At 37.3% G+C, this 23778-nt stretch carries 21 protein-coding genes; 9 read left to right on the forward strand and 12 right to left on the reverse strand.

Going from position 1 to position 23778, the window contains the following annotated elements:
• Window positions 1–94: 94 nt before the first annotated feature.
• From parC to FHY45_RS11935, 3 genes are all read right to left on the reverse strand, one after another.
• Window positions 95–2530, reverse strand: a complete 2436-nt coding sequence (gene parC / locus FHY45_RS11925; protein WP_139891977.1) for a DNA topoisomerase IV subunit A — start codon at window positions 2528–2530, stop codon at window positions 95–97.
• The gene (parE, locus tag FHY45_RS11930) at window positions 2524–4491 is read right to left on the reverse strand and encodes a DNA topoisomerase IV subunit B (RefSeq protein WP_373925479.1); all 1968 of its coding nucleotides are present in this window, start codon (window positions 4489–4491) and stop codon (window positions 2524–2526) included. Before parE ends, parC begins: the two co-directional genes overlap by 7 nt.
• A gap of 337 nt (window positions 4492–4828) precedes the next feature.
• Complete coding sequence (locus tag FHY45_RS11935; RefSeq protein ID WP_139891978.1) at window positions 4829–5239, reverse strand: CoA-binding protein; 411 nt, start codon at window positions 5237–5239, stop codon at window positions 4829–4831.
• Between the two features lie 171 nt (window positions 5240–5410).
• Between FHY45_RS11935 and plsY the strand changes: the two genes are divergently transcribed.
• From plsY to FHY45_RS11950, 3 genes are all read left to right on the forward strand, one after another.
• Complete coding sequence (gene plsY / locus FHY45_RS11940) at window positions 5411–6019, forward strand: glycerol-3-phosphate 1-O-acyltransferase PlsY (protein WP_066103936.1); 609 nt, start codon at window positions 5411–5413, stop codon at window positions 6017–6019.
• A 308-nt stretch (window positions 6020–6327) separates the two neighbouring features.
• Entirely contained in the window at window positions 6328–7467 is a 1140-nt protein-coding gene (locus FHY45_RS11945) for a CapA family protein (protein ID WP_066103938.1), read from the forward strand.
• Window positions 7468–7801: 334 nt separating this feature from the next.
• On the forward strand, window positions 7802–8092 hold the full coding sequence (locus tag FHY45_RS11950; RefSeq protein ID WP_139891979.1) for a HesB/YadR/YfhF family protein: 291 nt from the start codon (window positions 7802–7804) through the stop codon (window positions 8090–8092).
• A 46-nt stretch (window positions 8093–8138) separates the two neighbouring features.
• Here the strand turns inward: FHY45_RS11950 and FHY45_RS11955 are convergent, their stop codons facing one another.
• The 7 genes from FHY45_RS11955 to FHY45_RS11985 form a co-directional block, all read right to left on the reverse strand.
• Window positions 8139–8558, reverse strand: a complete 420-nt coding sequence (locus FHY45_RS11955) for an acyl-CoA thioesterase (RefSeq protein ID WP_139891980.1) — start codon at window positions 8556–8558, stop codon at window positions 8139–8141.
• A gap of 35 nt (window positions 8559–8593) precedes the next feature.
• The gene (locus FHY45_RS11960) at window positions 8594–10900 is read right to left on the reverse strand and encodes an AAA family ATPase (RefSeq protein ID WP_139891981.1); all 2307 of its coding nucleotides are present in this window, start codon (window positions 10898–10900) and stop codon (window positions 8594–8596) included.
• A 347-nt stretch (window positions 10901–11247) separates the two neighbouring features.
• Window positions 11248–11391 (reverse strand): acid-soluble spore protein N, encoded by a 144-nt coding sequence (locus FHY45_RS11965; RefSeq protein ID WP_066103946.1) that lies wholly within the window; start codon window positions 11389–11391, stop codon window positions 11248–11250.
• A 68-nt stretch (window positions 11392–11459) separates the two neighbouring features.
• Entirely contained in the window at window positions 11460–11591 is a 132-nt protein-coding gene (locus FHY45_RS11970) for an FbpB family small basic protein (protein WP_077248025.1), read from the reverse strand.
• Window positions 11592–11717: 126 nt separating this feature from the next.
• Window positions 11718–12212: a TlpA family protein disulfide reductase gene (locus FHY45_RS11975; RefSeq protein WP_066103947.1), complete on the reverse strand. Its 495-nt coding sequence runs from the start codon at window positions 12210–12212 to the stop codon at window positions 11718–11720.
• Window positions 12213–12389: 177 nt separating this feature from the next.
• Entirely contained in the window at window positions 12390–15119 is a 2730-nt protein-coding gene (gene acnA / locus FHY45_RS11980) for an aconitate hydratase AcnA (protein WP_066103949.1), read from the reverse strand.
• Between the two features lie 229 nt (window positions 15120–15348).
• Window positions 15349–15624: a hypothetical protein gene (locus tag FHY45_RS11985; RefSeq protein ID WP_066103951.1), complete on the reverse strand. Its 276-nt coding sequence runs from the start codon at window positions 15622–15624 to the stop codon at window positions 15349–15351.
• Window positions 15625–15770: 146 nt separating this feature from the next.
• On the opposite strand from FHY45_RS11985, the gene FHY45_RS11990 reads away from it, so the two are divergent.
• On the forward strand, window positions 15771–15911 hold the full coding sequence (locus FHY45_RS11990) for a small acid-soluble spore protein P (protein ID WP_139891982.1): 141 nt from the start codon (window positions 15771–15773) through the stop codon (window positions 15909–15911).
• 420 nt (window positions 15912–16331) lie between these two features.
• Window positions 16332–16943: a hypothetical protein gene (locus FHY45_RS11995; RefSeq protein ID WP_066103954.1), complete on the forward strand. Its 612-nt coding sequence runs from the start codon at window positions 16332–16334 to the stop codon at window positions 16941–16943.
• 76 nt (window positions 16944–17019) lie between these two features.
• Here the strand turns inward: FHY45_RS11995 and FHY45_RS12000 are convergent, their stop codons facing one another.
• On the reverse strand, window positions 17020–17520 hold the full coding sequence (locus tag FHY45_RS12000; protein WP_139891983.1) for an NUDIX domain-containing protein: 501 nt from the start codon (window positions 17518–17520) through the stop codon (window positions 17020–17022).
• 241 nt (window positions 17521–17761) lie between these two features.
• Here FHY45_RS12000 and FHY45_RS12005 point away from each other — a divergent pair, with 241 nt between their 5' ends.
• On the forward strand, window positions 17762–18331 hold the full coding sequence (locus FHY45_RS12005; protein ID WP_066103958.1) for an HD domain-containing protein: 570 nt from the start codon (window positions 17762–17764) through the stop codon (window positions 18329–18331).
• A 100-nt stretch (window positions 18332–18431) separates the two neighbouring features.
• On the opposite strand, the gene FHY45_RS12010 is transcribed toward FHY45_RS12005, so the two are convergent.
• Window positions 18432–18863 carry a DUF2621 domain-containing protein gene (locus tag FHY45_RS12010; RefSeq protein WP_066103960.1) on the reverse strand — a complete coding sequence of 144 codons (432 nt, stop codon included), beginning with the start codon at window positions 18861–18863 and terminating at the stop codon, window positions 18432–18434.
• A 468-nt stretch (window positions 18864–19331) separates the two neighbouring features.
• Between FHY45_RS12010 and FHY45_RS20960 the strand changes: the two genes are divergently transcribed.
• The 3 genes from FHY45_RS20960 to FHY45_RS12020 all read left to right on the forward strand — a co-directional run bounded on the left by FHY45_RS20960 (window position 19332) and on the right by FHY45_RS12020 (window position 23743).
• Window positions 19332–19460, forward strand: coding sequence for a hypothetical protein (locus FHY45_RS20960; protein ID WP_257469051.1), 129 nt, complete (start codon window positions 19332–19334; stop codon window positions 19458–19460).
• 301 nt (window positions 19461–19761) lie between these two features.
• Entirely contained in the window at window positions 19762–20604 is an 843-nt protein-coding gene (locus FHY45_RS12015; protein ID WP_139891984.1) for a manganese catalase, read from the forward strand.
• Window positions 20605–21130: 526 nt separating this feature from the next.
• A complete protein-coding gene (locus FHY45_RS12020; protein ID WP_218975785.1) occupies window positions 21131–23743 on the forward strand; it encodes a calcium-translocating P-type ATPase, PMCA-type in 2613 nt (870 codons plus the stop codon).
• Window positions 23744–23778 lie beyond the last annotated feature (35 nt).

The following is a 23778-nucleotide window of genomic DNA, read 5'->3' on the forward strand; positions in this document are numbered from 1 at the left end:
TAACTTAATTATGCATATAACTGATGAAAATCAAAGAAAAAAGCCGTAAACAGATGATCCTGTTTACAGCTTTTTGGATAGAAATTCATTATAGCTATGAATTTGAAATTTCGGGAGTCTTAACCCATGTTTCAACGATTGGTCCATTTTCTCCTTCATCCATAAAGAACGAACCATTTGAATAGCGATCACTAGGTCGTAATTGGAAGGATGCAACTTCTTCTATCATGCCTTTTTCCGACAAAATCACAATAGTATCAACATCGTTTACAAATTCTATTCCTGCTACTCGATGTGGGTTTTTCTTCAACTCTCTCAACATAACAACTCCTCGTTTTGCACGGGAAGTCATTTCAAACTCGCTTCGTTTCATTTTCTTAATAGCGCCCCTCTGTGTGATCAACGCTATCATAGATGAATCAGTTTCAGCAAAAACTTTACCTGCAACTATATAATCATCGTCCTTGAGATTTATGCCTTTAACACCGGCAGCACGTGCTCCCACAGTTGGAATTTCACTTTCAGGGAACATCAATCCATACCCAATAGAAGTAGCCAGGAAGATGTTTTGATTTCCATCTGTTTGATGGATATCCACAACCTGATCATCTCCTTTAAGATTAATAGCTGTTAATGGTTTTGAGTATCTCGTTGCCTTATATAGTGCAAGTTCAGACTTCTTAACTAATCCATTTTTCGTAACAAATAATAAAAACGATCCTTTTTCAAAATCAGAAACTGGAATAGCCTTTAATAGATTCTGATTCTTATCAAGCGGTACGATATTACTGATATGCTGACCAGTATCCTTCCATCTGATATCAGGAAGTAAGTGAACCGGACAGTAAATATAACTACCTTTATCTGTAAATAACAACAAGGTATCGGTTGTATTCATATCCAGCTTATGAAGGAGCCTATCTCCTTCCTTCATTCCATAATCCTGGCCGCCTGAAGCAGTATAAGATCGTAAGCTTGTCCGTTTTATATACCCTTCTTTTGTGACCGTAACAATAACATCTTCGCTTGGAATCAGAACTTCAAGATTAATCTTAATGTCTTGAATTTCAGCTTCTATTAGAGATCTACGTGAATCTGAAAAATCCTTTTTAACTTCTTTTAGTTCTTTTTTAATAACTGACATTAACTTCTTGTCACTGCCAAGGATAGTTGTCAGCTCTTCAATTTTTTTACGTAGTTCTTCAGCTTCGTTTTCCAATGCCGTAATATCCGTATTCGTTAATCGGTAGAGCTGAAGGGAAACAATCGCTTCTGCTTGTGCCTCTGTAAATGTATATTCCTTTATTAGGTTTTCTTTTGCATCTTTTTTATCGAGAGACGCACGGATTGTTGCGATTACTTTATCAAGAATGGAAATCATTTTGATAAGTCCCTCAACAATATGCTGACGATCACGAGCTTTTGCCAAATCAAATTCAGAGCGCCTTGTTATCACTTCACGGCGATGATCAATATAGGCATCCAGCATTGCTTTTATGCCCATAAGCTGCGGACGTTTCTTATGAATGGCAACCATATTGAAATTATATGTAATTTGCAAATCTGTATTTTTAAATAAATATTGAAGAATAACATTAGAGTCTACTTCTTTTTTTAACTCAATGACAATCCGTAAACCTGTACGGTCGGTCTCATCTCTTACTTCAGAGATACCCTCAAGTTTACGATCAAGGCGCAATTCATCAATTTTTTTAACAAGATTAGCTTTGTTTACATCAAAGGGAAGCTCAGTTATCGTAATTTGCTGTCTGCCACCGCGTAAAGTTTCAATCGCCGTTTTACTTCGAATGACAATTTTGCCTTTACCTGTTTCGTACGCCTTTTTAATTCCATCTGCCCCTTGAATGATTCCACCTGTAGGGAAATCAGGTCCTTTTACAGCAGTCATTAGCTCATCAACTGTACAATCCGGATTATCGATTCTCATGATGGTAGCATCAACAATCTCTCCAAGATTATGTGGCGGAATCTCAGTGGCGTAACCAGCTGAGATTCCAGTTGAACCATTTACAAGCAAATTTGGAAATTTAGCCGGCAGCACAATCGGCTCTTCAGCTGTATCATCAAAGTTTGGTACAAAATCGACTGTTTTCTTCTCGATATCTCGTAAAAGCTGGCCTGCAATAGAGGATAAACGTGCCTCCGTATAACGCATGGCTGCCGGAGGATCCCCATCAATACTTCCGTTATTCCCATGCATCTGAATTAATTCACGGCGAAGCTTCCAGTCCTGGCTCATTCTGACCATGGCTTCATAAACAGATGAGTCACCGTGAGGATGGAAGTTACCGATGACCAGACCGACTGTCTTGGCTGACTTTCTATACGGTTTGTCATTGGTATTACCATCCGAATGCATGGCATAAAGGATTCTTCGTTGAACCGGCTTTAATCCATCTCGTGCGTCCGGTAATGCCCTGTCTTGAATAATATATTTACTGTATCGGCCGAAGCGGTCGCCAATCACATCCTCAAGAGGGAGATCGCGGTATTTCTCTGCTGTCATAATACTTCCTCCTCACCAGCAACCGTTAAGTTCTCATTTTCTAAAATATTTCCATCTTCTTCTAAACCAAAAGCAACATTGGCTTCAATCCACTTACGCCTTGGTTCTACTTTATCACCCATTAATGTGGTAATCCGTCTCTCTGCCCGTGCCGCATCATCAATGCATACACGGATCAAGGTACGTTGTTCTGGATCCATAGTCGTCTCCCATAGCTGGTCTGCGTTCATCTCTCCAAGACCTTTGTATCGCTGAAGCATGTATCCTTTTCCAACCTTTTTAATGGTACCTTCTAATTCATCATCATCCCAAGCATATTCTATAACTTCTCTTTTACCGCTTCCTTTACTAACTTTATATAAAGGAGGTAAGGCGATGAATACTTTACCATGTTCAATTAATGGTTTCATATAACGATAAAAGAAGGTAAGCAATAATACTTGGATATGGGCGCCATCCGTATCAGCATCGGTCATAATGACGACTTTATCATAATTGATATCCTCGATGGAGAAATCGGATCCTACTCCACCACCGACAGCATGAATAATTGTGTTTATTTCTTCATTTTTAAAAATATCTTCAAGCTTAGCTTTTTCTGTATTAATAACTTTACCGCGTAAAGGCAAAACAGCCTGGAACCTTCGATCACGCCCTTGTTTGGCAGACCCTCCGGCAGAATCTCCTTCGACGAGGTATAGTTCATTCTTCAATGGATTGCGGGACTGCGCCGGTGTAAGTTTTCCTGAAAGCAACGCTTCCGATTTCTTGCGTTTTTTACCGCTGCGTGCATCTTCTCTTGCTTTTCGGGCTGCTTCTCTGGCCTGAGCCGCTTTAATCGACTTACGGACCAAGGATGTCGCAATATCGGCATTTTCCATTAAATAATAAGATAATTTTTCAGATATAACAGAATCTACCGCAGAACGGGCATCACTGGTACCAAGTTTACTTTTTGTCTGTCCTTCAAATTGTAATAATTCTTCTGGAATTCTTACAGAAATGATAGCAGCCAATCCTTCGCGGATATCTGAACCATCCAGGTTTTTGTCCTTTTCTTTCAGCAAACCGGATTTACGTGCATACTCATTAAAGGCACGTGTAACAGCAGTTTTCATTCCTACTTCATGAGTTCCGCCATCTTTTGTTCTGACATTATTGACGAATGATAAAATATTTTCCGAATATCCATCATTAAATTGAAAAGCAAAATCAACCTCAATATCAGAATGAGTCCCCTCAAAGCTTACAACAGGATGCAATGTATCTTTTTCTTCATTTAGGTAAGAAACAAATGCCTCAATCCCATTCTCATAATAATAAACATCTTTTTCATCCGTACGTAAGTCATGTAATTCAATTTTTAAACCTTTTAATAAAAAGGCAGATTCGCGTAAGCGTTCACTTAAGGTTTCACGATTGTAAACAATGGTAGAGAAAATACTCTCATCCGGTTTAAAATGAATGGTTGTTCCAGTTTGGTTGGTTTTACCAATTTTCTCTAAAGTCGTTACAGGTTTTCCGCCATTTTCAAAACGCTGTTCATAAATAAAACCATCACGCTTAATGGTAACAACAAGCCATTCTGATAAAGCATTTACGACCGATGCACCAACCCCATGTAAACCACCGCTCGTCTTATAGCCACCCTGACCAAATTTTCCTCCTGCATGAAGGATGGTTAGAATAACCTCCGGAGTCGGTTTACCCATTTTATGCATTCCAGTAGGCATCCCTCTACCTTTATCCATTACACTGATGCTATTATCTTTATGAATTTTTACAATAATTTCGTCCCCATGTCCGGCCAATACTTCGTCCACGGAGTTATCAACGATTTCATAAACGAGATGATGCAGGCCTCGTGTGTCTGTGCTTCCGATATACATTCCCGGTCGTTTTCGGACAGCTTCTAATCCTTCAAGTACCTGGATGGCATCTTCGTTATAGTCAATAGGTTTTATATTTTTTGCCACTTATGTACCCCTCTCTTTACGTTACAACTTCTATTATATACATATTCTTAAACAAGAACAAATGTTCTTGATAGTATAAACAGCACACTAAAGCTCTATTGCTCTATTTTTACAGATTATTTTTCGTTTCGCAAATAAAGTTTAGATAAAGGTTATGTATACGAGACATCCCAGCTTCCAGTCCCTGTAAAAAACAAATAAAATAAGTCCCTGTATCTTAATTATGGTATCATCTTCGGTGTTTTTACAACTATTAGTTTTTATTACCTACAACATTATAAAACCACCAATGAGCTATTTACGAGCAATTGGTGGCCATTTTTTATTATTTAGTTAATGCATGCTCCACTTTTATGCAACGGTCCATAATGACGGTGTAATCCTTGTCCTTTAGTATTTGGAAGGCCTCTTCATCAATAACTCCCAGCTGTGTCCAAAATATATCGGCGTCGATTTCCAAAAATTCCTTAGCCAGATCCATCACATATTCAGATCGGCGAAAAACATTGACAATATCCACATGCCCCTCAATATCCTTCAATGTCGCAACCGCCTTTACACCCAAAACACTATCCACTGTAGGATTGACCGGGATAATTTCATATCCATTATCCTGCATGGCCTTAGATACCATGTAAGATGTCCGTTCCGGATTATCAGAAAGACCGACGACAGCTATTCGTTTCGCTTTTTTTAAGAGGAGACCAATTTCATCTCTGCTTGGATTTTCTATCATGAATATAGCCCCTTTCAATAATAAAATTTATCCTTATGTATACCCATAGGCTATTATAGAATAAACGGTCAGCGCAGAATAGGGAAGTTAATAAAAATAATTTTTTTATTTTCTTTTTGCAGGTACATGTTAAAATATATTAACCAGTAGTGTAAGAAAGGAACTGTTTATATGTTATATTTTTTGTTTATATTGGCCTATCTGCTAGGTTCAATACCTTCAGGCTTAATTATAGGAAAAGTTTTTTATAACACTGATATACGTGAGCATGGCAGTGGAAACTTAGGAGGAACCAATACATTCCGGACACTTGGGAAAAAAGCCGGAATTATCGTTACAACTATAGATATCTTAAAAGGTACTTTGGCCACCTTATTGCCATACATATTTAATATACAAGCTGATCAATGGCCAAGTTGGATTGCTATTCCGTTGATATGCGGCTTATTGGCAGTTATCGGCCATATGTACCCTATATTTGCCGGATTCAGAGGCGGTAAAGCTGTAGCTACATCCGGAGGTATTTTGCTCGGATACGATCCACTTTTATTTGTGATTCTAGTTGCATGCTTTTTTGTATTCTTATACCTAACTAAAATCGTGTCCTTATCTTCTATGTTGATTGCAGTTGTGGCACTTATTTATGCCATGTTTAGCGGAGATCCTTCCATGTTAATCCTAATTATCTTCCTGGCAGGATTTATCTTCTATCGCCATCGCGCTAATATCAAACGTATTATTAATAAAACAGAACCTAAGGTTAATTTGTTTAAACGATGATATAAGACTGTTTTTGGAATCACGATTAGTGGTCCAAAAACAGTCTTTTTTATTTTTGCTAAACAGAATACAAAAGCAATATTCTCCTCCGAAAACCTCATCTCATATTCAAACAACAAAGCTCGACCTCTATCGACTGATTACCTAATAGGATTAAACGATCGGATAATTTAGTATAAAATTATCAGTCATATGAAACCAGAAAAATACCTTATTTTGCATTTTAATCTAAAAAGTGTCAATATACATGTAGGAATATATTAAAAATATGTACTCATATTTAGAAAAATTTACTAAGCAGGTGAAGAATGAAGAAAAAAATAGCCCTCCTATCATTTTTAATCATTACCGCAGCTATAGGTATACTTATATATCTAAACACTCAGGAGATTTTCAATAATTATGAAGAAAAAAACGTAGCTTTAACCCATAACAGGGAAGTTTTCTTATCTGAACGTAACTACCATTCTACTGCTGAAATTGGAGCCATCGGAGATATACTTTTGCATGATAAGGTATATGAAGATGCAGATACTGGTTCTGGTTATGATTTCTCAGATATGTTCGCACCTGTAAAAGACATGCTAAGCAACCCAGATTTTACGATTGCCAACCAGGAATCTATTGCAGCCGGAAGTGACTTGGGGTTATCGGGGTATCCGACATTTAATTCACCTTATGAAATATCGGACACCTTAAAAGACGTTGGAATAGACCTCGTAACCTTAGCAAATAACCATTCCCTCGATAAAGGTGAAAAAGGTATTCTGCGTGCAATCGAGTATTACAATAAAATTGATATGCCTTACGTAGGAATTCATAAGAATGAAGAGGATGCCAAACAAGACCGCATCATGAACGTAAATGGTATTAACATCGGCTTTCTCTCTTACACATATGGAACGAATGGGATTCCTATTCCGGATGGAAAAGATTATTTAGTCAATTACTTAGATGGTAAAAAAGTCTCACAAGATATCAAGGATTTACGTGATAAAGTGGATCTTATACTCATTAATGCTCATTGGGGACTGGAATATCAAAGAAACCCATCTGATGAACAAAGAAAAATGGCAAAATTAATGTCTAATGCAGGTGCAGATATTATTATTGGGCATCATCCGCATGTCCTCCAACCAATTGAATGGATAGAATCCAATCAGAAAAAAACATTAGTTGTCTATTCATTAGGAAACTTCATCTCCGCCCAAAAAAATAACTATAAAGATATTGGCGGTATGGTTACCATTAGCGTTCGTAAAGAATGGTCAGCTAAGGGAACTGAGACCGAAGTAACTAACGTAAACTTCTCTCCAACCTATGTAACTAATCAAAACGACCGTGACTACAGAATAAATACGTTTGGAAGTGAAGATGTATTTGGACAGGAAAAGATCGATAAAGAAAAATTGACTGATTTTATGCTTAGCCATCCATCCATAAAATAAGAATTTAAACTAACGAGCTGTTCCAAATTTGCTTAATTTGCATTGGGACAGTTTTTCTTTTTCAAGTTTAGGAGAGAAAAAGATTAAAAGAGATGGATAAGGGCTATAGAGTATTATAATAATAATCTAACAGCAACTGAGTCTTTATCAGAGATGAATTTTCCACCGAATAAAAAGTGGGAATTGAAACAGTTTAAACCACTCTAGTGATACATCCTTTTGTTTACTGAGTGTTACCAATCGTTATCTTATTAAAATTATGTCATAATGGTAGTATTCAGTAGTTAGATAGCTCACCTTTATCTGCCAATAAACATATCAGGAGGATTCAAACATGGAAATTACAATCGATGAGCAATCAGCTGCATGGTATAAAGCAGAATTGGAACTTGAAAAAGGCGACTGCCTTCGGTTCTTTCCCCGTTATGGAGGCTATAGCCCTATACAATCAGGCTTTTCTTTGGGAATCAGCAAAGAGGAAGGAAAACAAGCCACTGTTACCTTATTAAAGAATGGAATCACCTATTTTATTAATGAGGATGATATATGGTATTTTGACGGAAATAACCTCAATATAACCTTTGACGAACAGAAGGCTGAGCCCACGTTCTCCTATAGCAAATAAGAACAGAAATCCCCTGTGTACCACTGACACAGGGGATTCTCTTTATCTATTTTCGTTTGATTTCTTCGTATTTTGCATTCCATTCCGGAAATGCTTTTTTAAACTGAATCGGTCTGAAATTATCTTTTTTTACTACAATATGCGTAGTTGTTCCAGTTGCGCAAATTTGATCATGCTGATTCCGGATTTCATATCCATACAGTGTTTTTATTCCATTATTTTCTTCTACCCAAGTATGTACATAGGCCTGATCACCATATCGTAATGGTGTTTTATAGGTTACATGAATATCGTAAACAGGTGCATAATAGCCTGCTTCCTCCATATCAGTATATTTATAGCCCAACTCCTCAATAAGGGCTGCTCTGCCCAGCTCAAACCATTTAAGATAGTTTGCATGATACATAACACCCATCATATCAGTATCTGCGTAAAATAATTGGATTTCTTTTTTTGAAACAAACATTCCTTCTACACTCCTATTCTACAATAGTCCTTTTTCTATTCTAACACATCTTGAAAATCAGCCTTTGTCAGAGTAGAGTAATCAACCGCAGCCAGATCCTCTCCCGTCTGCTCGATTAATCGAACCGCCTGTACCTGTATCGCATTGTCAACCAAATTAATAGCAAATCGTCCGTTCCCATCAATCTCAATTAGGTTCAACTTTTCAACCAAGTAATCTTTTGCCGCCTGGTCCAGTATATACTGATATTTACGAGCATAATTTTCAATAATTTGCATCAATTCCTCTGTGCTATAATCCGGAAAATGCATGAACTTTTTGAACCTGGATGAAAATCCCGGATTACTGGACAGCAACGCCTTCATCTCATCAGGATATCCTGCCAAGATGATGACAAGGTTTTCATTATGTTTGGTCATCTCATCCACTAAAGTATTCACAACTTCTTTTCCATAATCTGAATTGGAAGAGCTTAGTAAGGAGTAAGCCTCGTCAATAAATAATACACCGCCCAATGCATCCTGAACCTTCTTTTTCGTTTTAATGGCTGTCTGCCCGACATAGCCAGCTACAAAATCAGCACGGCTAGCTACAACAAGATGACCTCTCTTCAACAGTCCACAATCTCGCAGTATTTCCGAGTACAGCTTTGCAACCGTTGTTTTACCAGTTCCAGGATTCCCGGTAAAAACCGCATGAAGCTGGACAGGTACCGTTTTTACTCCAGCCTGTCTCCTGGATTGCTGTATCTTTACAAATGCTGAAAGTTTATGAATTTCCTCTTTAATCATATCCAAACCAACAAGATTCTTTAGTTCTGCCTGGGGATTTCCAGTGAATACAGGAAACTGAGAAGAAAAGTCCTCTTCTTGCAGAAGAAGATAATTTAAAAAGCTTTCATTGGCTTGCTGTTCACCTGTAGAACCTTTATGGAAGATTGCATCCATAACAATTGATTTAACTGTTCTGGCATTACCGAAAGTTTGATCAACCATCTCATATTCAATTCGTTTTTTTAAAGAAGGAATCGCATCAGGAGCGATAAAATAATGATTTTTTTCTGCCGTTTGAATCGCAATTTCAATCATTTCATCCAATGAATAGTCTGGTAACTCCATATAATTAAAATTCGGGAAACGACTGCGCAAACCAGGATTGCTATCCAGAAACTGTCTCATTTCCTCAGGATATCCTGCTAAAATAACAGCGAACCTTCCAGAATACTCTGCACTATCCATAAGAGATATAAGCGTATCTATCACTGTCTGCCCGTAATCTGTTCCTTGTTGGCCCTCTCTTTTTAAGCTGTATGCCTCGTCAATAAAAAGGACGCCTCCTACTGCCTCTTCCACAGCTTTACGAACGTTTTCTTCTGTTTGTCCAACATAAGCTCCAACCAATTTAGAACGATCAACCTCTACAATTTTTTCTTTTGGCAATATCCCTAATTCATAATAGATTTTCCCTAATAATCTGGCCAAGGTAGTCTTACCAGTTCCCGGATTACCCGTTAAAATCATGTTTAGGCTAATATCACCTGTATTATTAAATCCCATTAATTCACGGTGTTTTTGATACTTTAAAAATTGATAAAGCTGGTTAACCCGTTTTTTTATTTCAATCAGCCCAACCATTTCGTTCAACTCTGCTAAGGCACTGGCATGATCCTTTGCATCAACAATTTCATGCTGTGATATAAACTCGTTAAATTGATGAATATGGCTATTCAGCAGATTTAACGAGGATTTTAACTCCTGATAAACAATTGCGGTATGAAAATTCCCACTTAATGTTTCTTCATACTCTTTTGCCGTAGAGAGTACCTTTTGCATACCGTCAAATATTTCATTTAAGTATTTTTTAGCAGTAAAGATTAAGTCGGTTTCTGCCAGTTGATTGATTTGCTTTAATGCTTCAGTTGTTCGGTTTATGTAATTGCTTGTTTCATTCATAATCTGCCCTACCGTGTTACGTTTTGCCGTTCTATTATCCGTTTCACGTAAAGTAGGAGTAGAAAAGCCGGTATATAAGTCATTAAACCGACTGAGCTGCTTAGTTTCCAGCAATCGTTGTATTTCAGAGCGATTATTCAATAATCGGTTTGCTTCATCTAATAATAGATAATATAAATCATCTTGTTCCTCTTGCTTACTTCTTTCCAGGGCTAATAAATATAACAGCTTTCCTTCTAAATCTGCTGATATTCCCCACTCACCCTGGTTTTTACATATAAATTGAAGCACACCAAGTAATTCTGTTTTTATGGGGAGTGAACCTTCTTTAGTCAACGTTCTCTCCCACTCATCAATCATATTTTTATAATTGGTTATTGATAATTCCATTTACTGCTTCATCCTTTTTTCAGTCGATGTCTCCATCCTATCATACAACACGTTCCAGATTAATCATTTTAGCTTAATGTATGATTTACCAGTCAACTATTGAAATTAAACATTCTCTTATTCAGAAGTTCTGTCTTTTAGTCGTAATGGCCGCTTCATTTGTCCCTCTTTTTACGGATTATTTTTCTTGACTACTTGGGTTTGGTTTTAAAATTCACGATGAAGATTTGGAACATGGTTTTTTTAGTTCATTAATGAACGCGAAGGAAATATCCTGGACGCAAACCAACTAAAAAATCTGCCTGTCTCCATTAGGATTCAGGCAGATTTGAGATTAAATTATTCAGCTATTCACCTTTTGTTTGAATCACGTCTGGATGCTTTCCAGATGTATCTTGCATCTGTTTGCCTTTATTTCCACCGGCAGCTCTAGGTTGAGTTCCAATGTGATTTGGTACAAATGACTTGGAATTTTTCTTCGGATTTCCCATTTTATCTTCACCCCTTCTTTCTTATCATGCTTACTTACGCATGACTTATAAGGTGTAGATATTGGATATTACTCCGCTCGTTCCATCATTCTTTTATCGATTCGATCTTCTAGAACTTCCATTGCATGTTTATCCATTATAATTTGTTTTTTATTTTCCAGTATTAAATCTGCTAAAGACATCCGCTTACGCTTTTTCATCGTCAACCACCATCCATACTTTATTTTATAATATCATTGCCTACTTTTTCTGTATTTATAACATTTTTAGAAAATAACGATAACTAATTAGTCTTTAAAATATGAAAAAACAGCCTTCAAGGCTGCTTACATGTTTGCGATATGCTCTTCCATTTGTTTATATTCCATTAACCCTACAACCTTTTTATCAATAACTCCCTCTTCATTAATGAAGAATGAAGTTGGAATGGACACAACCTTATATTTTTTGTTCACTTCACCATCTACATCCAATACAGTCCGAAACGTAAGTTTTAAATCACTCATAAATCCTTTTATATCCTGATCAGAATCTATATTTACGGCTAAAACAACTACATCAGGATGAGATTGTTTAATTTTTTCCATATCAGGCATCTCTTTTTTACACGGATTGCACCAGGTTGCCCAAAAGTTTAACAACACCTTTTTCCCCTTATAATCAGATAGTGTAATTTCCTTTCCATCTGGATCTTTTAATGTAAAGTCGACTGCTTCTTTGCCCTCATCAGCCTTGACAGGTGTATCAGGCTGATTCAACACTTGATAAAATGCTACTCCAATCAGTATCAGCAATAAAAGTGACCCGATGATTTTTTTCACACTAAACTCCCCCAGCCACAAATAGTATATTCCCCACCTGAAATTGTATCAGTATTTCCAATTTTACGAAAGCGTGAAAATCTCATCCTGATAAGATTTACAGAATTCTGATCTTCATATTTACAATTAGTTATTCTAAACAAAAATAAAAAACTGACCGAAGTCAGTTTTTTATCGTTACTTAGTAGATGATGCTTCTTGTAATTTTCCTCGTAAAACCATTGGTAAGATACCGCCATGACGATAATAATCGATTTCCACATCAGAATCAAAACGAACTAAAACATCAAATTTCTTCTCTGTTCCGTCCTCTCCAACTGCAGTTACCTCGATGATGTCACGTGGTTTAACATTTTCATTAACTGGAACAAAGATTCTCTCTTTTCCAGTTAAACCAAGTGTTTTAGCGCTTTCGCCTTCTTTGAATTGAAGCGGAAGTACACCCATTAATACAAGGTTGGAACGGTGAATTCTTTCAAAGCTTTCCGCAATGACCGTTTTAATTCCAAGTAGGTTGGTACCTTTGGCAGCCCAGTCACGGGAGCTTCCCATTCCGTAATCTTTCCCAGCCAATACGATCAAGCCAGTATCATCTTTTTTATATTCCATACATGCATCATAGATAGACATCACTTCACCAGTTGGCCAATACGTTGTATATCCACCTTCAGTGCCTGGAGCAATCTGATTACGGATTCGGATATTAGCGAAAGTACCGCGCATCATAACTTCATGGTTTCCACGACGAGAACCGTATGAGTTAAAGTCACGGATAGCAACTCCTTTTTCACGCAAGTATTTACCTGCTGGTGTATCTTTGCCGATAGATCCAGCCGGAGATATATGGTCTGTTGTAACTGAATCTCCAAATAATCCGACAACGCGCAGTCCGTCAAGCGGTTTTACTTCTGTTGGGTTAGGATCCATATTTACAAAATAAGGTGGGTTTTGAATATAAGTTGAATCAAAATCCCAATTATATAAAGGTTCGTTGCTGGTTTGGATTTCATTCCATCTTGCATTGTCATCGAATACATGCTCATACTCTTTAAGGAAGAGATTAGATGTTACGGTATCCTGTACAAGTTTATTAACCTCTTCACTGGATGGCCAGATATCTTTGAAATAAATATCTTTTCCATCTTTACCTTTTCCAATTGGATCATTCTCAAGATCGATATCCACTGTACCTGCTAAGGCATATGCGACAACCAATGGCGGTGATGCCAAATAGTTTGCTTTTACTAACGGATGAATACGTCCTTCAAAGTTACGGTTACCGGATAAGACAGAAGTAACAAGTAAATCTGATTCAGAAACAGCTGCTTCAATCTCTTCCATTAATGGACCGGAGTTCCCGATACATGTAGCACAGCCATACCCAACAACATTGAAACCAAGTTTATCAAGGTATGTTCCCAGACCAGAATCACGCAAATAGCCTGTAACGACTTTTGATCCCGGAGCTAATGATGTTTTTACGTGATGTGGAACCTGTAATCCTAATTCCACAGCCTTCTTAGCAACTAGTCCAGCACCCAGCATAACATATGGGTTAGAGGTATTCGTACAGCTTGTAATGGCAGCAATGGCAATATCACCTGTTTTCATCGGCGCCTGACGGCCATCATTCAGCTGAACAGTGATTTTTTTATTAATTTCATCTTGACTAAGACCGAATCCTGCATTTCCAACCGGAGCTGTTAAAGCTTGATTGAAGGCAGATTTCATATTAGATAAAGGAATCAAATCCTGCGGACGTTTTGGACCGGATAGATTAGCCTCAATTTCTGAAAGGTCAATCTCAATAATTTTTGTATATCTTGGTTCATCACTGTTTTTATAGTAGAACAAACCGTTTTCTTTACAATATTGCTCAACAATTGCGATATGCTCTTCTGTACGTCCAGTCAAACGCATATAAGTAAGAGATTCTTCGTCAATTGGGAAGAAACCGCAAGTAGCGCCATATTCCGGTGCCATATTTGCGATGGTCGCACGATCTGAAAGTGAAAGAGCGCTCATCCCAGGGCCGAAAAATTCTACAAATTTATTAACCACACCACTTTTACGCAGTATTTCAGTAACTTTTAACGCCAAATCTGTAGCCATTGTTCCGTTTGGCAAGGAATTAATAAACCGTACACCGATAACTTCAGGTACTGGGAAATAAGAAGGTTGGCCAAGCATTCCAGCTTCCGCTTCAATTCCGCCTACACCCCATCCTAATACACCCAGACCATTTATCATGGTAGTATGTGAATCAGTTCCCACTAAAGAATCTGGGAATGTCATATAATCGCCATCCGGCATTTCTACTGAATGTACAACATTAGCCAAATACTCAAGGTTCACTTGGTGAACAATCCCTGTATCTGGTGGAACCGCACGGTAATTATCAAATGCTTTTTGTGCCCAGCTTAGGAATTGGTAACGTTCCGCATTTCTTTCAAATTCTAAATCCATATTAATCTGCAACGCATCTGCAGTTCCATATTTATCAACCTGAACTGAATGGTCGATAACAAGATCAACCGGGATTTCAGGGTTAATTTTACCCGGATCTCCTCCGATATCAGCCATGGCTTTACGTAATGAAGCCAAATCGACTACAGTCGGTACACCTGTGAAATCCTGCAATATTACACGGGAAGGTTTAAAAGGTACATCAATATCGATTGACATTTCCTCTGTTCCCCATTTAGCAAGGTTTTCCACATGTTCCTTTTTAATAGCTCTCCCATCCTGTTGACGCAAAACGCTCTCCAGTAAAACTTTAATGGAATAAGGCAATTTGGAAACTTCTCCAACTCCTGCTTCTTCCAATACATTCAAATTGTAGTAATGATAGCGTTTACCGTCGATTTCAAAAAATCTCCGTGAATCGAACACATCATTTTTCCCCAATCAAATTACCCCCTCTAGGTAAAAGATATTACAGAATATAGTAATAAATTGTAGAAAAGTAAAACACTTTTCATTCAATCCTAATATTCTAACAATTTAATATTAATATAACCTTTCCATAAAGTAAAATATAAGTAATTTATTACCTGTCATAAGTTCTGCTTATTGGTAATTATTTTCCTGATAAAATAAAAGCCGGCCAGCAAAGTAATATTAGCTGGCCGGTACCTTATCGATATTTTTCAAATTTGTCTAAATCTGAAACCATTTTGTCTAATGTATTTCTATAATCATCCAGTTGGTCCTTTTGATGTTCACTTGCCACTTCATAAGCATTTTCAACCTGCTGATACGCCTCATTAATTTCTTCCCACAAATGTCCCACTTCATGGCCAAATTGAGGATCATGCTGCATAGATTCAAGATTTTCATGTGCATCCACCGCTCTTCTGACGCCATTTTGAGCGGATTGAAACGCTTGAACTTTATTTTTGTGATAAGGCACGTACACCCCTCCTTAACAATATATCTTTTATGATGTACGGAAGTTTATTGCCTTATTCATGATGTGAATCAGCTTCTAAATACCCGTTATTATATACCTGTATAATCATTTAATAGGTTCTCATACTATAGGTAGGAGGGATGAATATGTCGAATAAAAACGCTAATCACCAAAAAGGCCCTAAAGATAAAAATCATTCTGGCCAACCGGCACCCTTAAGCGGTTCTCATAAAGTGAAAAACAGGCAGCATACACGTCAAAAACATCATTCTCATCACGATATGTAACAGCATTATCTTTTCTTAAAAGACTGCGGGAGGAATTTTTTTCTCTCGCATTTTAATTCCGCTCATAGATAGTATTCAGGAAAAGATCCTCAGACTTTCAACAGAAACATTGATTATAAGGTTTTGTATTATCTTTAATGGCCTTTCCTACTGGCAGACCTAATACAACTACTAATATCCTCTATATTTTTAAATTTTCGCCTTTTAACTAAAAATATTATTATTAACTTTCCCTTTTCTCTCCCTGATTGTTTAAAATTCTTTTTCTGAAGGTTACACAGCTTACCGTTTTTGTTCGTGCTCACGATACGTTTGATTTTTCTAAGGAATTAACCTGCCTCCCGCATGTTCATGTGTAATCAATCCCTTTTGTGGTACGTATATCTATATAGAATTTTATTGAGGAGGTATTATACGACAATGGATTATGTATGGTACGCAAGTTATGGATCCAATTTATTAGAGAGCCGCTTTCGTTGTTATATAAGCGGAGGGACACCAGAGGGTTCTACAAAAAATGAACGTGGGTGTACGAATCCTGCTTATCCAGAAAAAATTGCTCCGATTTCTCTTCCTTATGAGATGTACTTCGCTGAATACTCAGGTCGTTGGGATGGCGGTGTCGCTTTTATCAATACTGATAGAGATACGAATACAAGGACATACGGTAAGAAATACCTAATTACTAGCGAACAGTTTAAACAAATTGTACAGCAGGAGAATGACAATTATAAAATGGAGATAGATCTTGAATTAGCCAAAAATGTTCATACCTATTCCTTTAACGATTCTTGGTATGGTAATATTCTCTACTTGGGTGAGACGGATGGATATCCGATTTTCACCTTTACAGATAATCGAACTATTGCTGAAAAGAACATCACTCCACCTTCTCTTCCCTATTTAAAGAATATTTATTATGGACTAGCTGATCTGTATGAAGATGATAAAAATCTAATTCAATATTTATATTCCAAAAAAGGTGTTTCTGATGCCTATTCTTTAGCTGACTTAGAAAACTATTTTAACTAAACTAAAAAAGCACTCCAATTGCAATTAAATCTCTAACAATTGGAGTGCAGCTTTTAGAGTAGTGACTGACATTATTTTAAATCAGTTCGTCAGCTTTTAATAAAAATTCCAGATCTCTTTGCTGAATAAATTGTCCTGCATAATTAGAAGGCATGTCTTGTTTTAATATTTCAATCGCTATTTTGATTGGCACCCATCTTAATACAAATCCGTCGTTAATCTCATCGTCGGTATACATCGGGTCTTTAAGTTCACCAATAGTTTTAGCAATATATCCATAAGATATCTGAAGCAGCTCTTCATTATTACGGTATTCAATAGTAAGTCCCAGTTCCTTAATATCTTCTATTAAGGTTCCTACTTCTTCTTCTACCTCTCTTTTTAATGCATCATAAATAGTTTCATTGCTTTTAATGCCTCCACCAGGCAATTTATGATAGTTTCCATTTGTAACGAATAAAAGAGCAATCTCATCACGGTCGTTAATGACTACAGCTCTGGATGCCTTTCTAATACGGTATGCATGATCCGTATACTGTTCTGACGCATCATCATAAATTTCCTTGATAAGTTCCATGGTTTATGACCCCTTTTAAATCTTTCTAATAATCCACAGTATGATTATATATAATTTTAGCTTTCTGTGTAATATATTATTATACATATTCATAAATAAAACGCATAAGACCTGCCTCAAAGCTAAATATGATATAATACCCATAATCATATGTATATTTTATATATTCTAGCTGCACAGAATTATTTATTTATAATAAGATAGTGAAATTTCAGTATATATAGATAAGGTGGCTGAATGAATGACATTAAAGGAAAAAGCAGTACAATTTGCAACGGAGGCACATGCCGGACAAGTACGTAAGCTGTCAAATGAACCCTATATTATACACCCTTTGCAGGTGGCTAAAACTCTTGAAGAGGCTGGTTTTTGTGAAGAATTGGTGATTGCAGCATTCCTGCACGATACTGTGGAGGACACAGATACAACGATTGAACAGATTGAAAAGGAGTTTGGACCTAAAATCGCGCATTATGTTTCTGCTCATACAGAGGACAAAACAAAAACCTGGGAAGAACGTAAGCAGCATACACTTGAGCTTGTTAAAGAAGCGCCTCTTGAAGTAAAGGCTCTTATTGTTGCTGATAAATGGGATAACCTAAAATCCATGACTGCCGGACATGAATTATTGGGGAGTGAAATTTGGAACTGCTTTAAAAGAGGACTGGATTCTCAGGAATGGTATATCAGAGGGGTTGCAATGAATAGCTTTTATGGTTTGGACGACAAAGAGATTCCGGAGTTTTTCCATCAATACGTTAAAGACGTAAATAGCTTTTTTGATTCTATAAAAGATAGTAACAACAAATAATTTGTCAAACACAGCCATAATAACCCGGGGACCTATTAAGGTCCTATTTTCAATCAAACGCTATTTCCGTAAAAGAAAACCTCTTCATAAAAAGAAGAGGTCAAATAGAGAAGTATTTTTCAAATGGACTGACGTCTATTTTTTCAATTTCTAATTTTTTTCGAAGAAATTTGTGATCACGTTTTGGTGTTGCTAGAATATACCCTTTAATAATAAGATCCATCGTTATCTTATTAGCCTTTTCTTTAAGTGCAAGTTCACCGATTCTCCCTGCGATTTTATGCCTTGCTACATCTCGAAATAATTCAGGAACCGGGCTTACTAATTCTTCTAGAAAATCTTTTTCTTCCTGATTCCATAGATGCCTTGTCTGATTAACAAATTCAACTTCCCAGTCCATATCTGATTTTCCATCTTCTTTGGGCAGTTTTTTTAAGAACTTTCGAAACATAAAAAATCCACCGATGGCCATAAAACCAATCATAAAGACAACCCAAAACAGGATGAACCATAAAAACCATCCTTCTAACATAAATCATTCACCCCAGTTAAGTAATACACAATCCCCTAATTTAACAATCATTTTCCATGTATTATTATAACAAAGAGTTGGAAACCTTCAACTAAATTGACTAATAATTACTAAATTGTTTGTACAAAATTCGTATAAGGGAACCTCCATTCCTAACATGGATTTTGGAGAAAAATAAAAAGAATTGCAGGAAAAGGGTGTATTACGTAAATATATCAAAGATTTTGGGCTTTTCTCTATTGTTTTCCCTTGTTAATTGAGATTGTTTTTAATTGTCAGAATTATCAATCTCTGATATAACTAAAGATAACAATCTGACTGTATTAAAGAAGTAATGAATATACTGTATAGTTTCCTCATATCATTCAATCTAGATATTTCTTTAATCTAATCAGGGATTGTGGTTATTTTTGTTAAGGGTCAGATTGGTTTGTTGCATTTCCACTACTTTAAGGAGGTCTTTACTTAATGGGAAAAAAAGTACACAGACGCAGGGAAGTCAGACGATTACTTCGAGAAGAATTAAAGAAGATGGAATCAATAACCAAGCAACAGCCTAATGAACAATTAACGCCAATCGGTGCAATGAAAAATTAATCTGGCGCTATCGCCTATCGAACTAAAGCACCCAGAATACATGTATTCTGGGTGCTCTTTTCTTATTATGACATTTTTTATGTATAGACCATAAATTTTCAACAACCAAGAAAAAAATATGTAAAAATACACTTGAAAATAAAATTTATTTCTTATTCTCTATGTCAATATTACCATAGCATTTCACACCTCTATTACCTGATTTTACAAAATTTCTATGTTTCTTCCTAAAAACGCTGGGTATGTAATAGATTGTACGAGCAATCGCTCACAAAATACTATTATATACGGAGGTATGAATATGTTTTTTCATAAAAAAGAACTTCAATTCGAAGCTAAACCAACTAGACCAGATCCATTGATGGCAAAGAAAATTCAAGAACTGATTGGTGGACAATATGGTGAAATGTCCGTTATGATGCAATATTTGTTCCAAGGCTGGAGCGTACGCGGCAATGAAAAATATAAAGACCTTTTACTTGATATCGGTACAGAAGAAATCGGCCACGTTGAAATGTTAGCGACTATGGTCGCACGTCTTCTTGATGACGCACCACTTAAAGATCAAGAAAAAGCAATGGCTGACCCAGCAGTCGCTGCTGTACTAAGCGGTATGAATCCACAACATGCTATTGTTTCTGGATTAAATCCTCGTCCACAGGACAGTGTTGGTAACCCTTGGATGGGAAGCTATGTAACAGCAAGCGGCAACTTATTGGCTGACTTCCGCTCTAACCTAAACGCTGAATCACAAGGTCGATTAGCTGCAGTCCGTATTTATGAAATGACAGATGATCCAGGAATTAAAGATTTGCTTTCCGTTCTTATTGCACGTGATTCTTATCACCAAAATCTATGGGCAAAAGCAATCGCTGAATTAGAAGAACAAGAAGGATTACTTGTTCCAAGCACATTCCCTCGTGAAAAAGAACGCTTAGATATCGCATACTCTTTATATAATTTCTCTGAAGGCGAAGAAAGCAGTACTGGAACGTGGGCAAGCGGTGAAGCTCCGGATGGACAAGGTGAATTCCGCTATGAAGCTGTCGTTCCACCTGCAGAAGGCGCAAAACCAATGTTAAAACCAGCTCCACTTGAAACACATAACACATTGCCAATGGACACAGATAAATCAATCTTATAAACGCTAATGTATATTTTTGATTAGCATACAAAAGGACTTCAGAATAAGTGTTATTCTGAAGTCCTTTTTTCATAGATATTTTCCATTGATTCCCCTGCTCTTCTTGTCCTTATTTTACTATTGCATCCCCTATTGGTGAATATCGTAAAAATTCTTTCATTTCTATGTGTCATTTAAAAAGAATATCGAATCGCATTTTATTTCTGTACTGTAAAGTAATCTAAATTCCGGGGAACATTAGCCACTCATTCCATGTTCTATAAAAAACATCCCCCCTCCCCCATTAATCGATAATATTTACCTATCGTATCTAAGTAATAAAACAATGCTTATTCATTAACTATCTCACTTCTATCGGCAAGTCCAATTCGAGTGAATAGTTGTATTTCATTAATTCTTTATGATATCAAAAGAAGATATTGAGTAAGTCTACCTTTCTTTATTAATTTATTATCTTAAAAGAATCCTTCGCTCTCTTTTGGATATGCTAAAGGCATATTTAGTGAAAAAGAATGGAGGTTTCTTCATGAATAATCCACATATGAAAAAACTCGATGATATCGAAAAGGAATATCGGACAAATAGTAAGCTTGGCTTAAGCGACGCACAAGTAGCGGAACACCAAGCGAAATACGGACTTAATCAATTAAAAGGAAAGAAACAGAAGTCGCTCGTCCAACGTTTTTTTGAACAATTTAAGGATATCATGGTCTTGATTCTAATCATCGCGGCTGCGGTTTCCTTTTTCGTCGCCCTTAAAGGCCATGATACAAAGGAATATATTGAACCAGTTGTTATTTTAAGTATTGTTATATTGAATGCTGTACTTGGAGTTGTTCAGGAGAATAAGGCGGAAAGATCACTCGAGGCACTACAGAACCTTTCCTCTCCACGGGCAAAAGTCATCCGTAATGGAAAATTAACCGAGATTGAAGCAAGCCAGATTGTGCCTGGTGATCTAATCGAATTTGAAGCTGGTGATTTCATTCCGGCTGATGGAAGATTAGTTGATGCAGCTTCCTTGAAAATTGAGGAGTCAGCTTTAACTGGAGAGTCCGTTCCAGTTGAAAAGGATCAGAATGCAACAGTTAATGAGGATGCACCCCTTGGAGATCGAGTGAATATGGTTTTTTCAGGCAGCAGTGTTTCCTATGGTCGCGGAAAAGCAATTATAATTGGAACCGGAATGGATACACAAATGGGCAAGATTGCCGAATTGCTTGAATCAGCTGACCAAGGTCAGACACCTCTGCAACAAAAACTAGGCAAGCTAGGAAAGTACCTCGGCTTGCTGGCGCTTGCCATCAGTATTGTAATCTTTGCTATCGGATTCTTCTCAGGGATGCCGATACTAGAGATATTTATGACTGCAGTATCCTTAGCAGTCGCTGCTATTCCAGAAGGTTTGCCAGCAATTGTCACAGTCGTTTTAGCACTCGGCGTCCAGCGAATGGTCAAAAGAAATGCTATTATACGCAGGCTTCCAGCAGTTGAAACTTTAGGAAGTGCCTCTGTTATTTGCTCTGATAAAACAGGTACACTTACACAGAATAAAATGACAGTCATCAAAGCCTGGGTTAAAGGTGAACCAGAAGATATAACTGACCATGTTTCCGGTCCAATTAAATCCTTGCTTCGCCTTGGTTCACTTGCATCAAATGGGACCGTTGAAATCGTAGATGGAGAAGAAAAGCACATAGGCGATCCAACAGAGACTGCTATCCTTTCAGCAGCGCTTAAGAATCAAATGACAAAAGAAAGCCTTCATGAAGCAGCACCCCGTGTTGGTGAGATTCCTTTTGATTCTGACAGAAAGCTAATGACAACCATCCATGTAATAGAAGGAAAACCTTATGCATTAACAAAAGGTGCTTTTGATGTATTGATGAACCGTTGTAAAACTGGTGATTTTGAAGCTGCCAAGAGAATTAACAACCAAATGACGGATGAAGCTATGCGTGTTATCGCTGTTGCTTATAAGGAACTTGACAGTGTTCCTGATCACCCTAATAGCGATGAGATTGAGCATGATTTGCACTTTGTCGGCTTGCTTGGAATGATTGATCCTCCACGTGCAGAAGCTAAGGATGCTGTACAGGTTTGTAAAAGAGCTGGTATCCGCCCGGTTATGATCACAGGTGACCATATTGGAACAGCAAATGCCATTGCCAAAGAACTCGGTATATTAAATGCCGGACAAAAGTCTCTTAGTGGTGCAGAACTTGAAAAAATGAGCGATCAAGCATTAAATGACTCAATCGATGAGTACTCTGTTTATGCACGTGTGTCACCGGAAGATAAAATACGGATTGTCCGCGCCTGGCAGCAAAAAGGTGCAATCGTATCAATGACAGGTGACGGGGTTAATGATGCTCCTGCCTTGAAGGCAGCTGATATCGGTTGCGCGATGGGTATAACGGGGACGGATGTCGCGAAAGGAGCATCTGATATGATCTTGACGGATGATAATTTTGCGACAATTGTCGATGCAGTAAAAGAAGGTCGCGGTACCTATGATAATATTCGCAAAGCCATTCAATTCCTGCTTGGCACTAATATGGGTGAGATATTTATTGTTTTCATTGCCATGATTATTTGGCAACAAACACCGCTCCTTGCCATCCATCTTTTGTGGCTGAACTTAGTGACAGACGGACTTCCTGCACTCGCTCTTGGAATGGAACCTGTTGAAGAAGATATTATGAAGAGGAGACCGAAGCCAAAAGCAGAAGGAATTTTTGCAGGTGGGCTCCTTTACCGGATTGTCCTTCAGGGGTTGATGTTTGCTGTACTTTCCTTAATCGGCTTTTATCTGGCAGGAGTCAATCTGAACTCATTAGGCGCTGCCCAAACAATGGCTTTTCTAGTTTTATCACTTTCGCAGCTCTTTCATGTTCTAAATGTAAGAACAACCAAATCTATTTTCCAATCCGATATTCGTGAAAATAAATATATGATTCTTGCCCTGCTTGCTTCACTTTTACTTATAGTTGCGATTGTATTTATACCACCGCTTGCTTATATTTTCGAGGTAACTCCTCTTCCTTCTGAATACTATCTGATCGCGCTTGGACTTGGATTTGTTCCAATCATTGTAATTGAGATTGAAAAACTGATCAGAAGAACTAAGACAACCTAATTTCCAGCAGTTAAAAAGCACCCGATTGGGTGCTT

This window comes from Bacillus sp. D386 (assembly GCF_006346415.1).